Origin of the sequence: Zymomonas mobilis (assembly GCF_006715975.1) — a bacterium.
GTDB classification, from domain to species: domain Bacteria; phylum Pseudomonadota; class Alphaproteobacteria; order Sphingomonadales; family Sphingomonadaceae; genus Zymomonas; species Zymomonas mobilis_B.
Map to the genome: position 1 here is coordinate 14,826 of NZ_VFOF01000002.1, position 12,778 is coordinate 27,603.

General features: G+C 42.0%; 12 protein-coding genes. 5 read left to right on the top strand and 7 right to left on the bottom strand.

The features are described from left to right. Nucleotides 1-618: 618 nt before the first annotated feature. The 3 genes from FBY58_RS08780 to FBY58_RS08790 form a co-directional block, all read right to left on the bottom strand. Nucleotides 619-2,376, bottom strand: coding sequence for a helix-turn-helix domain-containing protein (locus FBY58_RS08780; protein WP_141920680.1), 1,758 nt, complete (start codon nucleotides 2,374-2,376; stop codon nucleotides 619-621). Nucleotides 2,377-2,482: 106 nt separating this feature from the next. After that, nucleotides 2,483-2,722, bottom strand: coding sequence for a hypothetical protein (locus FBY58_RS08785; protein WP_141920681.1), 240 nt, complete (start codon nucleotides 2,720-2,722; stop codon nucleotides 2,483-2,485). Between the two features lie 124 nt (nucleotides 2,723-2,846). Next, nucleotides 2,847-3,164, bottom strand: a complete 318-nt coding sequence (locus FBY58_RS08790; protein WP_141920682.1) for a hypothetical protein — start codon at nucleotides 3,162-3,164, stop codon at nucleotides 2,847-2,849. Nucleotides 3,165-3,613: 449 nt separating this feature from the next. Between FBY58_RS08790 and FBY58_RS08795 the strand changes: the two genes are divergently transcribed. Both FBY58_RS08795 and FBY58_RS08800 read left to right on the top strand, forming a co-directional pair. Next, nucleotides 3,614-4,126, top strand: a complete 513-nt coding sequence (locus FBY58_RS08795; protein WP_141920683.1) for a hypothetical protein — start codon at nucleotides 3,614-3,616, stop codon at nucleotides 4,124-4,126. Between the two features lie 5 nt (nucleotides 4,127-4,131). After that, nucleotides 4,132-4,395, top strand: a complete 264-nt coding sequence (locus tag FBY58_RS08800) for a helix-turn-helix transcriptional regulator (RefSeq protein WP_014466455.1) — start codon at nucleotides 4,132-4,134, stop codon at nucleotides 4,393-4,395. A gap of 314 nt (nucleotides 4,396-4,709) precedes the next feature. On the opposite strand, the gene FBY58_RS08805 is transcribed toward FBY58_RS08800, so the two are convergent. Further along, nucleotides 4,710-5,789 (bottom strand): macro domain-containing protein, encoded by a 1,080-nt coding sequence (locus tag FBY58_RS08805; RefSeq protein ID WP_141920684.1) that lies wholly within the window; start codon nucleotides 5,787-5,789, stop codon nucleotides 4,710-4,712. Between the two features lie 663 nt (nucleotides 5,790-6,452). Between FBY58_RS08805 and FBY58_RS08810 the strand changes: the two genes are divergently transcribed. Further along, nucleotides 6,453-6,908 carry an excisionase family DNA-binding protein gene (locus tag FBY58_RS08810; protein WP_141920685.1) on the top strand — a complete coding sequence of 152 codons (456 nt, stop codon included), beginning with the start codon at nucleotides 6,453-6,455 and terminating at the stop codon, nucleotides 6,906-6,908. A 2-nt stretch (nucleotides 6,909-6,910) separates the two neighbouring features. Continuing rightward, nucleotides 6,911-7,339: a PIN domain-containing protein gene (locus FBY58_RS08815; RefSeq protein ID WP_221624826.1), complete on the top strand. Its 429-nt coding sequence runs from the start codon at nucleotides 6,911-6,913 to the stop codon at nucleotides 7,337-7,339. A 582-nt stretch (nucleotides 7,340-7,921) separates the two neighbouring features. On the opposite strand, the gene FBY58_RS08820 is transcribed toward FBY58_RS08815, so the two are convergent. After that, nucleotides 7,922-9,121 carry a phosphatidylinositol-specific phospholipase C domain-containing protein gene (locus FBY58_RS08820; RefSeq protein WP_141920686.1) on the bottom strand — a complete coding sequence of 400 codons (1,200 nt, stop codon included), beginning with the start codon at nucleotides 9,119-9,121 and terminating at the stop codon, nucleotides 7,922-7,924. Between the two features lie 353 nt (nucleotides 9,122-9,474). Between FBY58_RS08820 and FBY58_RS08825 the strand changes: the two genes are divergently transcribed. Beyond that, entirely contained in the window at nucleotides 9,475-11,736 is a 2,262-nt protein-coding gene (locus tag FBY58_RS08825) for a TonB-dependent receptor (protein ID WP_260432186.1), read from the top strand. Nucleotides 11,737-11,860: 124 nt separating this feature from the next. On the opposite strand, the gene FBY58_RS08830 is transcribed toward FBY58_RS08825, so the two are convergent. Together FBY58_RS08830 and FBY58_RS08835 are read right to left on the bottom strand one after the other, a co-directional pair. Beyond that, nucleotides 11,861-12,151 carry a hypothetical protein gene (locus tag FBY58_RS08830; protein WP_012817681.1) on the bottom strand — a complete coding sequence of 97 codons (291 nt, stop codon included), beginning with the start codon at nucleotides 12,149-12,151 and terminating at the stop codon, nucleotides 11,861-11,863. A 16-nt stretch (nucleotides 12,152-12,167) separates the two neighbouring features. Then, a partial coding sequence (locus FBY58_RS08835) for an AAA family ATPase (protein WP_141920688.1) occupies nucleotides 12,168-12,778 on the bottom strand: 611 nt, incomplete at its 5' end.

Sequence of the window (12,778 nt, forward strand, 5' to 3'; positions counted from 1 at the left end):
ATTTTTACTTTTTGAATACAAAAGTAGGCTTATTTTGGCATAGTTTTCAGTATAACAGCTTCCCAGATAACCATGATACCACCTAGGCTTTGGGATAATTGCAAAGCCTGTTTCCTTCTGCGAATGGCATTGAAAAAGGCACTTTGCAGGTATCGATTTCAGTGTCCAGACCTCAAAAAACCCGTCTTTGATGCGCCCAGGAATTCTCCAACGCTTCGTTATAGATGCAACCCTTTTTGTACCAATTTCTGGTCTCCTCGATCTGGGTAATAAAAACCCATCTGCCGAGCAAAAAAGGGGTTGGTCGCAAACGTCATATCTGCTGGGACGGATGCTGTAGACAACCGTGATGGATCCGAAGTCCATGGCCCTATGATTAGGATAGAATTATTAGACATCGATCAAGACCAACGGCAGATTGGAGATGGATAACAGTAGAAACCATGTCGAAACGTTATTAGATAATAAGCCAATTTAAGCACATTTCGATAATGCGAATTGTTAGAAATTTGATAGATTCCCGAAAACCCCAATTCCTTTTTCGCCAAGCCTGTGAGCGAAGCGAGCAGCGCCAAGAGATTAACGGGCGGTATGTTTTGAGAAGGATAGCTATCGGTATCAGGGTTTCATCTGTCTTGTTTGAATAAGGAGGCGGGCGGTTTCATCGGGTGACAGAGGCATCCATCCATTGTTTTTTCGTTTATCTCTGTGATTTAGGCACGCGTTGATTTGATCGAGACGATAACCGCAAGTTTTAAGAGTTAAGAAGAAAGGATCTTTATCAGGTTTTCGATCACAAATAGCGTCTGCACTGCCTGCTGCCGCAGGAGCAGTGCAGTCCTTATTTTCTTCTTTGGTTTTTAGTTTTGTATCGTCGGTATTATATAAATGACTATAACAGGATAGAGTATAAGAATTGAACTCGCGTTGATTGTCCGAAATTTGGGGCTTTTTTGAGGTATCCTCCTTAGGTGTTTTGGAAGATGTTTTAACCTCTTCCTGATCGGCCTGTACTGCCTTCTTAGCCTGCTCTTCTTGTTCCCGTTGTTCCGCCCGCTCGATAGATTTAGCAAGCTGTATGAGCGAATCCGTTAGCTCTGTTGGCTCTTTATCGCCCGATATCGCTTTGACGAAATCTTCGGGCGGCAAGCTTTCAACGATAGCCTTGGTTTCGGCTTTGTCAGCTTCTTGGGCGTGGTCGATATCGTCAGGAACAGGCGCATTCCTCCGGCGCATCACACGCTCAAAAACCTGTCTGGCCAACTCTGGCCAAGCCTTGGGAGATAAGAAGCCGTAGGCGTTACTGGTCTGTTTGCGGCGGGGGCCTTTGCCGTCCGCCTTGATCTTGATTGACCGACGTATCCAACGGATGAAGCCTAAATCCTGTAATTGCCGCAGTAATTTGACGACCGTCGCACGGGCATAGCCGACACGATCGCATATTGTGTCGAGGGTCGGCTCCAGACGGCCAGTCTTAAAGTCGACCATCCGAAACAGCATCTTTAGAAGACGAACGGCCTTATCGCTTAAGCCCTTGGTTTTGATCGAATATTGATCGACCGCTTCCAGATAGGCACCGATCTCTTGCGGATTGACCGGCTTCCAGACCGACTTCTCACGTTCGCCCACCTCATAAGAATCCCGATGCACAGGATCAGGAGTCCGACGGCGGATTTTATAGCGGGTGGATCGTTCGAGAGGGTCTCTACGTCTGGCAATAGCTGTTTTACGGGCAATATCGGCAGCGGTTTCAGGATCAACGCCGTTTGAAACCATCTGGTCAAAATATTCGATTTCGTCGAAATCTGATGCGGAGGCTGTAACCTCACTATTGGTATTTGAGGCCGGAATTTCGGGATGAGCGCCATTGGCCAAGGAAGATGATTGGCGGTCATATGTCGCACCGATAGGCTCCCTTTTTTTGGCGTTTTTAAATTCCTCAGCAGCAAGATCAGCCATGTCTTTTGCATGGTCGTAGGACATTCCCGTCTGCATCAGCATTGAACGATAAGTGCCACGCTTGAAACGGCCTAACCTGTCCACAAAAGGGCTACCGTCAAAAGACATAGAGGAGGGCGATGAAGGTAATGGAGCGGTAGAAGAATCTGGTAAGATGGTGGCACGTAATGGAGAAGCCAAGGATGGCGAAGACGAAACGGAGATTGCTAAGGATAAGTCAGCAGCTTCCAAAGGCGATACAAGGTTAGGCGACATAGAAGACAACTCAGCGGATAATGGGGCAGGCGCGAGATCAGGCTTTGGAGAAAGAACAGAGGTGTCCGACAGGTTCACAGAAGAGGACAGATCGGCATTAAGTGAAGAAGACATAGGAGATGACGCCACGAAATGAGACGATGAGGAAGAAGAGGCGGTCATTGTGCGGGCTCCGGTCTTGGACGCAAAAAAGCCACAGCGAAGATTCTCCGCTGTGGCAGGCCTGAATTTGAAATAGATAAAAGGGAAGAGGCTGCGCCGGTTCTGATCACGGGACAAGCTTCCGGCTCATCGCCCGATCATTCACGATCTGGTTAATCAGAATACGAATAAAATTTTCAGGATGACCTTTCCGCGAACGGCTGACCGCAAGCTTGGCCTTCTTGATGTCGTATTTCTGGCCTTTCAGATCACGAATCTGGCCATCCAAACGCGCCTTTTCTTCTTCAAGACGGATAATGGATTGGAGCTTTTCACTCAGCTCTTCAGTCGCATGAATAGAACTCATAAGACAGTCTCTCCGATGAGAAGATAAGGGATTGCCGAATAGGCATCGGCCAGAAACCCAAGGTTAGAACTGACGGGAACAGAACAGGTCTTTTCCAAATAGGAAAGGCTGAAAAAACAATAGGTCATAAGGACGAGCCAAAATTTTCAATGAAGCCCGCCAAGCCATCATTGGCCGTAGTTGCTGAACGCTTAATCACCTCAATAAGACTTAATATTTCAGTATTAAATCTTATAAATTCATCTTTTGAGACATTTTCCAGTAAAGCATAAGAGCGGGTTTCTTCCGCTCGGCGAATACCTTCCAAGCGATCCATCAACAGGCGAAGACCGCATTCCATCTGCCCCATATAAAGATACAGGGCATTGCTGATCTTCTGCTTGAACACGCTGATTTCGTCATCGACCAAGGAGGTCTTATTTTCGGCTGCTTTAATTGTCATTGATGTTACTCTTCACCCGAAGGGAAACTGGCCGCCCCAATGAAAGATAAGCTGTGGCTGTCTTGTTAGTGCTAGATTTTAAAAAGATTTTTAGAGATTGACGGCCTATCAATTGAAAACAAGGCGCATAATTATTGCCTTTTAAATCAAATAGCTCACTGAGTAATTTTTCAGCTAACGGTTTATAATCATTGGCTAATCTACATTTATTACAATGCAATTTTAAAAAAAAACTTATCATCACAAGTCAACATACAAATCATGTGTAGTGACTATTCGAATAAATCTAGTATTATCTTTGCCAATTGCCATTGCTGCGATTCTCTAGAGTCAAAAAGTGTAAATCGATCCCTAAAAAGCACATTACGTGTAATCTTACAAGTGAATTTTATATATAAAATTCATCAGTAAGTGCTTAGCGTATAAAAATTTTGTAGATTACTAGAATTATGACGCAGACCAGTATCTCAAAAATAGACGAAATACGCACATGGATAAGAAATGAGCGTAAACGTATAAACTGGACGGCAGCAAAGTTAGCTGACGAAGCAAAACAGGTGGCTGCACGTCATGGCGTTAAACTAAATTTACAACAGCAATCTATTTCCTTGTTTGAAAATGGAAAAATAAAGTCGATACCTCTGTGGCTGAATTATGTAAAAGCAGCTTTGTTGGAGCAGGCTAAACTAGCAGATTTTGTAGTATCTAAACCTTCTTTCACAAAAAAAGAAGAAAAAGAACCAAAATTTTCGACTGATACAATATCAGAAGATGATAATAAAAAAATTATCTATAAAGAAATTCTTCCAAGCGAAGATAAACTCAAAAACTTGTTTTTGAGTTTATTAGTTCCTTTGGATGTAGACTTTAGTGACTCATGGTCACTTAAACAAAATATTGCATCTTCACTGGCAAAAAAATTCCCAGTCGCGTTATCTCACCCTTTGCTTTACAACGAATAGGCCAGATGGATAACTTAACGGATTTAGATAAGCTCCGCGAGTTTGTTCGAGCGTCTCGGATAAAAAGGGGATGGAGTGCGCAAAAACTAGCCGATATGGTTTCTAAGGAAGCTGAAAAGCGAGGTGCTATTTTCACCACTACACAACAATCGATTTCTCGCTTTGAAAATGGGATAGTAAAACGAGAACCCTCTTGGTTACAATTTGCCTTGTTCGCATTCGACGCAAATGCTGTTCCGGCACCGGCACCTCCGCCCGATTTCTTTTAATTAAGAACCAAAAGCCCTTTTCTTTCTAACCGCTGCAATTCCTGTGAAATTGGCATTCAACCTTCTGTTAATAACGGGCTGTGTCTTTACATTATCTCTCCCAGCTAATCGGATATCATATAAATAGCATCCGGCTACATAATACGTAAATACAAATATAGCTATTAACTTAAATACGTATTTAGCTATATACGCTAAGACGTATTTCTATTTATAAAAAACCTTTTTTTTAGGCGTTATGGATAATTACCTAATTGAAAATAGATGACTATTTCGGCCTAATAGCTTCCTCAATAAAGAAGAGATAAGACGCTCTACGCCATTACAGGCGTAGAGATTTTAGTTAAGCGATCAAGGGCAATCCCCAAAGATCGGTCATTAAAAATTCGATCTTTACGCAACGCCGCATCTGCACTACCTCGCCAAGAACGCAATCCCTTACGTAAAGCTGGCACATCAGGTTCTATATTTTCGCGAGTTAGCATCCAGTCAACTGTAGCCAGCAGTTCCATCCCAAAGGGGGACTCAAAACCATCAATAAGCATGGCGGCAGATTCTAATGCTTGCCTATAAGGCTTGGCCTCACTTTTCAAATAAGCCTGTAAATCGTCTTTGCGCTTATCAACAAATAAAATGACATCCAGCGGGTCGCTATCGCTGATACGTTTATCAGAATGAAGATAGCTCCCATCTAAACTATTCAACAAGTGGTTTAGCTGATGAGTATAAGGACCATATTTATGTGGCTGAAAATCTAAATTCAATGGATTATTATCTGGAGAATACTGTTCAATAGCTCTCTGAAGAAACCAAGCCAGCTTTTGAATTTCAAGCAAACTGCATTCTATACCCATTACCCAGTATCGACGGACTAATTCAGCTATTAAGGCGCGCGCAGGCGTTAGTTTTTCTACGCCTGTCCTCTTAGCCACGTTTTGGTATTGGGTAGTCGGCTCAAACACAAAAATATCAATATCGAGATCACTTAAGGCCAACTCGATCTGTCCACGAACATCTTTCCATGAAAGCCCGCCATTGCCAGCACCCAAAGGAGGAATAGCAATAGATTTTATATTCTTTTCGAGCAGGACACGCCGTAGATCCTGTAAGCCTTTTATAATCCATTCTATTCGTGACGGATTACGCCAATGCTGTTTAGTCGGAAAGTTCACAATCCAACGTATTTCCCCTAGTTCATAGACTGGAGTAACGAACATCTTACCGATTTGAACTTCCTTAGCCTTACACGCGGCAGAATACAGGCGAAAGTTCTTGCGGAAGCGCTCTTTAAACATGAGCGCAATACCCTTACCCATCACTCCGACGGTGTTAACGGTATTAACAAGAGCCTCGACTTTAGCTTCTAGTAGGTTGCCTTGCGTGAATATAATCATCAGAAATACCATTCTGGTCGGGCATAAACCCGAAGATTGAGATTACGAGCACAAATCTCTTGATCAATGCGTTGTTTCAACAATTCTGTATAACATATAATGCCACGTAATCCGTTGATCGGCAGATTGCCGTAATGGACAATTCTTCATATCAATGCTTTTTGTGGATTATATCTTTCTAATTAAAAACGTAATAATGTTAATAACTATTAACTTAAATACGTATTTAGCTATATACGTTTATACGGATTACAAAGTCTCTATTTTTAAGCATCTCGATTGTCGTCATGTGAATGGTAGTTAGAAGGTAACGCACCTGCATCGCCTCTCAATCTGACGCGAAACTGGCAGTTTTTTTATGTCTAAAATTTACCTAATAATGTCTAACAGAGCGGTAGCAATATTATTTCAATAATGTTTTTTCAAACCCTTTGCGTTCGATGCCATCCAAACTACGGGCTTTTTTTACCCCTCTATTTTTGCTCATTCGAATTGGCTCAAACATACCCTAAAGGCTCCGTATTTAGCGTTATAAAGCGGCATATAACTAAAGACAAGCTGGATACCCTCATCTCATTTCATCTCAATATAGCTCATTTCGTTTATTTCGAATATTGTGCAGGTTAAATGTATCAGCTATAAGATTGGGTAGGAGAAAATGATATGACGATACCCGCATTTGCACAGGATCTTGGTTGCCGTTTACCTTCTGATTTTGAACGGGCTTCGGCTAACCAACTCCGAAAAATTATAGCGACCTATGCCAATGGCGATGCAACCTTACGGATGGTTGATAATGAAAAGGCTGTAACTGAAGTCACACTTACACCCGCTCTATCCTCTCTTTTGACCGAATTATTGCGGCATATTGGTCGAGGCGATGCAGTCACACTGATGCCTGTCCAAAAAATGCTTACGACCCAGCAAGCTGCTGATATTTTGAATGTCTCGCGCCCCTATCTTGTTAAGTTATTGGAACGTAGAGATATCGAATTTACCTTGGTTGGACGCCATCGTCGCATCAAGGCTGAAGACCTTTTTGCTTATAAACGCCGCAGTGAAGAAAAAAGACAAAATGCTTTGTCCGAGTTGGCCGAACTAGATGCCGAGTTAATATAACGATGTCTATACATCGGTTTACCGTCTTTATAGACGCCTGTTCACTGGCGAGCCCGTTAAAAAGAAATCTCATTCTTTCTTTGGCTGAAGCCAATTTGTTTCGACTACGATGGTCTGCTCCGGTTCTAGATGAAACTCAAAGGGCTATTGAACGAATTTTGAAGCAGAATGGAAAGTCAGATAGTGAAGCCAATACTCGGTCAATAAAAGCTAGAAACTGTATGGAGTCTGCTTTTGAGGATGCCATGATAGAGGATTTTGAAGGATTTTTGCCTGCATGTAATGGTATACCTGACCTTGGGGATCATCATGTTTTGGCAGCAGCTCTCAAGGCTAGATCATCAGCGATTGTTACTGAAAATTTAAAAGACTTCCCTGATAATATTCTTGAGCCGCTTAATTTAGTTGCAAGGTCTACAGATGATTTTTAGTTGATATCATTTCATTGGATATTGGCAGGGCAGTTGCTGCTATCAAAAAAATGCGAGGCCGTTTTAAGAAACCTGAAATTACTCCAGAAGCACTTCTATTAAGGATGGATGCAATCGGTTTGACCAAAACTGTTGATATATTGCAGCCTTATATATCATCTCTTTGATTTGCAGCGATACCAATGCTGGCATCATTAGCCGTAACAACTCCTTAAATTGAAGAATGGCTCCGTGTGCGTATAGTTAAAGGCTAACTACAAACGCTGGCTCGCTTACCTAGCCTAAGCAGAGGCGGATAGCAGAAAGTTAATTAGATAAAATTTACGTAAATACATATATAGCTACATACGTATTTACGTAAATTTTTTAGGGCTAAGCTAGATCTAAAAACGGCCTATTTCCTAAGAGATTCAACTTTTTATGGCTAAATTAGCTCCTAGTTCGCGGGCAATCTCGATGAATAAAATTACACGCATATCAATAATAAATTATTGAATAACTATAAAGGATAGCTACAATTATATGTGAGTATCGGGATAATATGCTTTATTATGATTATCCCGATACCTATCTTGACATTTCTTAGTGCGAAACGATCCGAGCGTCTTTATTTTTACCCGGAAGTTTTACGACATAAGGCGTATGATAAGCATTGCCAGCAGCTTCGTAATCGGTCGAAACGATTTGAGCGCCACTATCAAATGCAGCCTTCGCCCTTGTTAGATCATTCTTTTTAGCTTCGTAGGTATCAATATCGGCTCTAGTTCGTACAATATATCCTTTTTTGACATCATTCCGAATAATATCTCCTCGGCTTAAGGCGTTATCTTCAAGAACAAAAGCAGCATAAGGTTTTCCGGGTTCTGAATCCATAAATGCCATTCGCCCCTTAAGTCCGAGATGACCGTTCAGGTAGGCAGATGCGCCGTCACGGCCTGTCGCTGTTGTTAAGAAAAAGATGAATTTCCCACGTGCTTGACCAAGTGTTGGCCAATTTCCAGCAAGAACTGCATCTTCCAGATTAGGATAGCTGCCTCTCACATCATCGGGGGTAATAACTTTGTTTCGACCTAATACATCAACAATAGTTTGATCGATTTCGTTATAAGTTTCATCGGTGAAGGGTGGTATTTTTGAAAAATTTGGGGTTTTATCTGGGTTACCAGAAAGCTTTAAATTTAAGGGCTGAACCTTGGCTTCGATCATAACAAAAATCGGTATATGACGAGGATGAGACTCTGACCAATTTTTCATCTGCGTAAGACAGATGCGCAATGTTGGACAAGAACTGTGAATATCGACATCCGGTATATGTAGAATCTTTATTCCCGGTTGTTTTAATGCTGAGACGTCAAATGAAGGCAGGCGATTAACACCGCGCTCTTTAAGGATTTTATACAATATGGGATCAGCATAGGCGCCACCTTCTGGATCGGCATTTGCGTCTATTTCTAGGGAGCGAACTCCCATATCAAGCTGCTTTTTGATTGAAGGATGTGAATAGCTTAATGTTTCAGAAGGGCTTAAATGGTTTGGATGTGCTAATTCAAATTCTTCAAGCTTTTCCTTTGAAATTTTCTCTTTTGATGATGCGAAAAAATCATCGATTACTTTTCTAATATGGGGATCAACACCCAGATTATAACTATTATGTGTACCAATTACCTGTATTTTATTTATCGGAGTATTATCCGGTATCATATTAGCATTTGCTATATGGGGAGTAGATGCCAGAAATATTACTCCACATATCGGAATATATTTATTTAGTATTTTAAACATATTAAATATTTTCTCCAAATGCTTCTTTCAGCAAGAAATCAATTTGGCAAAAATATTAAGACTAGATTTGTTAATGTATTTTTACAAAATCCTATTTTTTTATAACAAAAATTATACTGTAATATAAAAAACATCCTAACGTAATAAATATATAACAATTTATAAATATAAAAGACCCTAAAAATAAATAAATATTTCTTATATAAATTTCTTTATTCTAAAAATTAGGGAAATTTAATCTGAATTTACGTCTTATTGTCAAAATCTTTCGATATTAATAGCGGGATTGATAGTGGGTCATGTATAGATTTGTTTCTCGTATTACGTTTTTGTGTGGCGTGAGCCTCTATTATTTGAGTCCAGCTTTTGCTGAACAGAATATTATTCAAAATAATGAGAAGGTTTCTCAGTCAAAAGACAATACCGAGAATAAAGCAGATTCCAAGCAATTGGATGCTATTACAGTCACCGCAGAAAGACGTAGTGAAAATAACCAGCGTGTACCTATTTCTGTCCTGCATCTTGATGGCAAAACTATTGCCAATGCAGGCTATAAAGATTTAACGGATCTCCAATATCTAGCTCCTGGTGTCCAATATGATCCGACGCAAGGGGCCGCTTTCCAAATTAGAGGGGTCGGGAGTGAATCTTTCGATTTTTCTAACGCTAAATCGGTTAGCGTCGTTGTTGATGATGTTGTTATGGATGCCCAGCGCGCCAATGGGTTAATCGGGCTAGTCGATATTAACAATGTTGATATTATGATGGGCCCTCAAGGTACCCTATTCGGTATGAACTCAACATCCGGTGTCATTTCTGTAACCACAGGGAAGCCAAAGCTTGGAAAGCTATCTGGTAATGGTAGCTTCAGTTACGGTGAGCATAACGAGCGCATTATTAACGGAACTATGAATATCCCGATAGGAAAGATTGCTGCCTTGCGTGTGTCAGCCTTTGATAACGCGCAAGATGGTTATGGCCATAACGTGACGTTACACAAGTTGGTCGGATCGACACATGAATACGGAACCAGAGCCAAACTTTATATAGAACCAGCTTACAACTTAGATATTACGCTGGCTGGTGATTATGCCCATCATTGGGATAGTAGCGTTCGCACGCCTGTTGCCGACCAACCTAGTGCAGTAACCGAAATGCTGCATGGCTGGGGGATATATCCTAATGCCAAAAATGCGGATACAGCAGATTCCTTTTTAGGAAAAATTGAAAGAGAAGAGTGGGGATCATCCCTTCACGTTCATACAAAGCTTGGCAATAATGATCTGACATTCATTAGTGCCTATAGAGGATCGCTCTATAACAATGCGACCCCAGTAGATTTTTTACCTTCTGATCAGTATGCTTTTATCCCGTATAACTACGGTCATCTAACAACAAAAAAAATTAGTGAAGAGATCCATTTTTCATCCCCTAAAGGACATTTTTTAGAATATTTGGTCGGAGGTTTCTATAATCGCCTTGAGGCCAAGCAGACCCAGTATGGATGGGGGACTTATGGTTCGCCTCTTGTTGATACGAATGGGAATTCGGTTTCAAGTCTTTATTGTACCAGTTGTGCCATCGGAAAGGATGGGAATACTTCCCTTTTTAAGTCTCGCAATGAATCCCTTGCGGCTTTTGGTCAGTTGAAATTCAATATCCTTAAATCATTTACCTTGGCTATTAGTGGCCGATATACTCATGACAGGAATTCTCAAAGTCTGAACTATGTTACAACTGACCCTGTTCAGATTATGGGATATACTCCGACTTTTATTCCGACGAGCGCTCCTCCAATTTACAGTTATGGAGTAAAAAGAGGGCAGAATTTTTCGGGCAGAATTTCTCCCGAGTATCATTTTAATGCCGATACTATTGCCTATTTTACTTTCTCGACGGGCTATAAGCCAGCCGGTATCGCCTTTGTCGGGAATAAGTATGACCCTTACCGCTCTGAAAAAGTTAAATCCTATGAGTTGGGCTTCAAATCAGAATGGTTGAATCACCGTTTACGTTTCAATTTTGATTTGTTTCGTGAAGACTTTACCGATTTTCAGGCTACGGTTCTTACCAATATTCCGGCGGGGGCTGGAGGCTGGTTACAAACAACGGCTATCGGTAATGCTGGTGGCTTAAGAAGCCAAGGCGTAGAGGGGAATATCGCGTTTAAACCGATTAGCAGCTTAACCTTATCTGGGGCTGCTACTTACACAGATGCCTATTTTACCGATTATCACTATAATAAGACAACTGATTACACGCATACTCGGCTAACCAATGCGCCCAGATTTTCCGGAAATGTTTTTGTCGATTATGATCATGATATAGCCCCTGATTTAGGCTTTCGCGCCCATGTCGACTATTCATATCGTAGCACTTACTGGACTGTGGTCGGGCAACCAGCTTATTCACGCGTTCCAGCACATAGCCTTGTGAACCTTAGATTCAGCGTAATGCCTTTGAACAAAAAAATCCAAGTCGGCGTTTATGTTCGAAACCTCTTTGACAAATATTTCTCGACAGGGTGGCAGCAATATGGAGCCATGGGTCTTGTCCACTATACGACCCCCGATGCAAGGCGCACAGTGGGTGGATTCGTCAATTTCTCTTTCTAATTCTTTGTTTGGCAGGTTTTATAGGAGGGCTTTAAACAAGCCTTTCCTATATTGTTTGGTAGCAGCCATAGCACTGTGTGACATAGAAAAGTAAATACGTATTTAGCTATATACGCCAATACGTTTATTTTCTAGTTGCAAGTGGCGCCAAACCATGTTGGGCGAGGATAGCAGAAAAGCCTGCCTCAGCCATGGCTTGAATTGTTGTTCCTTCTGCATCCGCAAGCTGGCGCAATCGTTGCCAATCGGTGCGGCGCACTTTCACTGTTAAAGCAACGGTATCACCCGAGCCTCTTTTCTTGCGGGGTGAAAAGGCTGTTTGATTTTCGATGGTAGAAGTTGGCTCTTCTGTCAACGGAGGAGTAACTGTTTTAGGGCGGGAAAAAGCAGCTAGTCCGGTTGGTTTCTTCGCCATAACAACAAATCCTTATTTAAGTATATACGTATATAGCTATACGTTCTAACGTATTATTAATCCAAGTCCATAAATGATGGATTTCTTCAGCAGCTTTGCCATTGCTTTCAAATTCTGTGACAGCGCGTCCAGTGGTGACTGCACGAGCAAAAGCGCGACGATCAACGATCTCGGATGGAAAGATAGGCAGATTATAACTTTCTAAAGCAAGGCGTGTCTCTTCGATCTCGGGAGCTCGGAAAGGACAGGCTGACAGAATGAAAGCGCCTCTCGATTTTGATGCCCTAATGATATCTACGATTGCCGGTACAGCCGCTAAGTCAAAAGCGCTTGGTCTAATGGGGACTAGCACAAGGTCACTTCGACGAGCAATCTGACTAGCCGTAGGAGCCGCATGAGGCGGTGCGTCAATGATCGCCAAGTCGATACCTTCTGCCTCGGCTGCCGAAAGTGCAGAATCCAGATCGCTGGCTTGAGCCGTGGCCACGATAGGTGTCGGCTTTTCCCGGGACATTCCCCAAGTTGTTGCGCTCTCTTGAGGATCGGCATCAATGATGCAGACTTTCTTGCCAGCAGCCTCTGCTGCCACAGCCGTGTGAACCGAAAGAGTTGTCTTACCGCTACCGC

What these genes read in the sequence shown, in the direction of transcription:
- FBY58_RS08780 (WP_141920680.1), bottom strand. Translation starts at nt 2,376, where the DNA reads ATGACCGCCTCTTCTTCCTCATCGTCTCATTTCGTGGCGTCATCTCCT.
- FBY58_RS08785 (WP_141920681.1), bottom strand. Translation starts at nt 2,722, where the DNA reads ATGAGTTCTATTCATGCGACTGAAGAGCTGAGTGAAAAGCTCCAATCC.
- FBY58_RS08790 (WP_141920682.1), bottom strand. Translation starts at nt 3,164, where the DNA reads ATGACAATTAAAGCAGCCGAAAATAAGACCTCCTTGGTCGATGACGAA.
- FBY58_RS08795 (WP_141920683.1), top strand. Translation starts at nt 3,614, where the DNA reads ATGACGCAGACCAGTATCTCAAAAATAGACGAAATACGCACATGGATA.
- FBY58_RS08800 (WP_014466455.1), top strand. Translation starts at nt 4,132, where the DNA reads ATGGATAACTTAACGGATTTAGATAAGCTCCGCGAGTTTGTTCGAGCG.
- FBY58_RS08805 (WP_141920684.1), bottom strand. Translation starts at nt 5,789, where the DNA reads ATGATTATATTCACGCAAGGCAACCTACTAGAAGCTAAAGTCGAGGCT.
- FBY58_RS08810 (WP_141920685.1), top strand. Translation starts at nt 6,453, where the DNA reads ATGACGATACCCGCATTTGCACAGGATCTTGGTTGCCGTTTACCTTCT.
- FBY58_RS08815 (WP_221624826.1), top strand. Translation starts at nt 6,911, where the DNA reads ATGTCTATACATCGGTTTACCGTCTTTATAGACGCCTGTTCACTGGCG.
- FBY58_RS08820 (WP_141920686.1), bottom strand. Translation starts at nt 9,121, where the DNA reads ATGTTTAAAATACTAAATAAATATATTCCGATATGTGGAGTAATATTT.
- FBY58_RS08830 (WP_012817681.1), bottom strand. Translation starts at nt 12,151, where the DNA reads ATGGCGAAGAAACCAACCGGACTAGCTGCTTTTTCCCGCCCTAAAACA.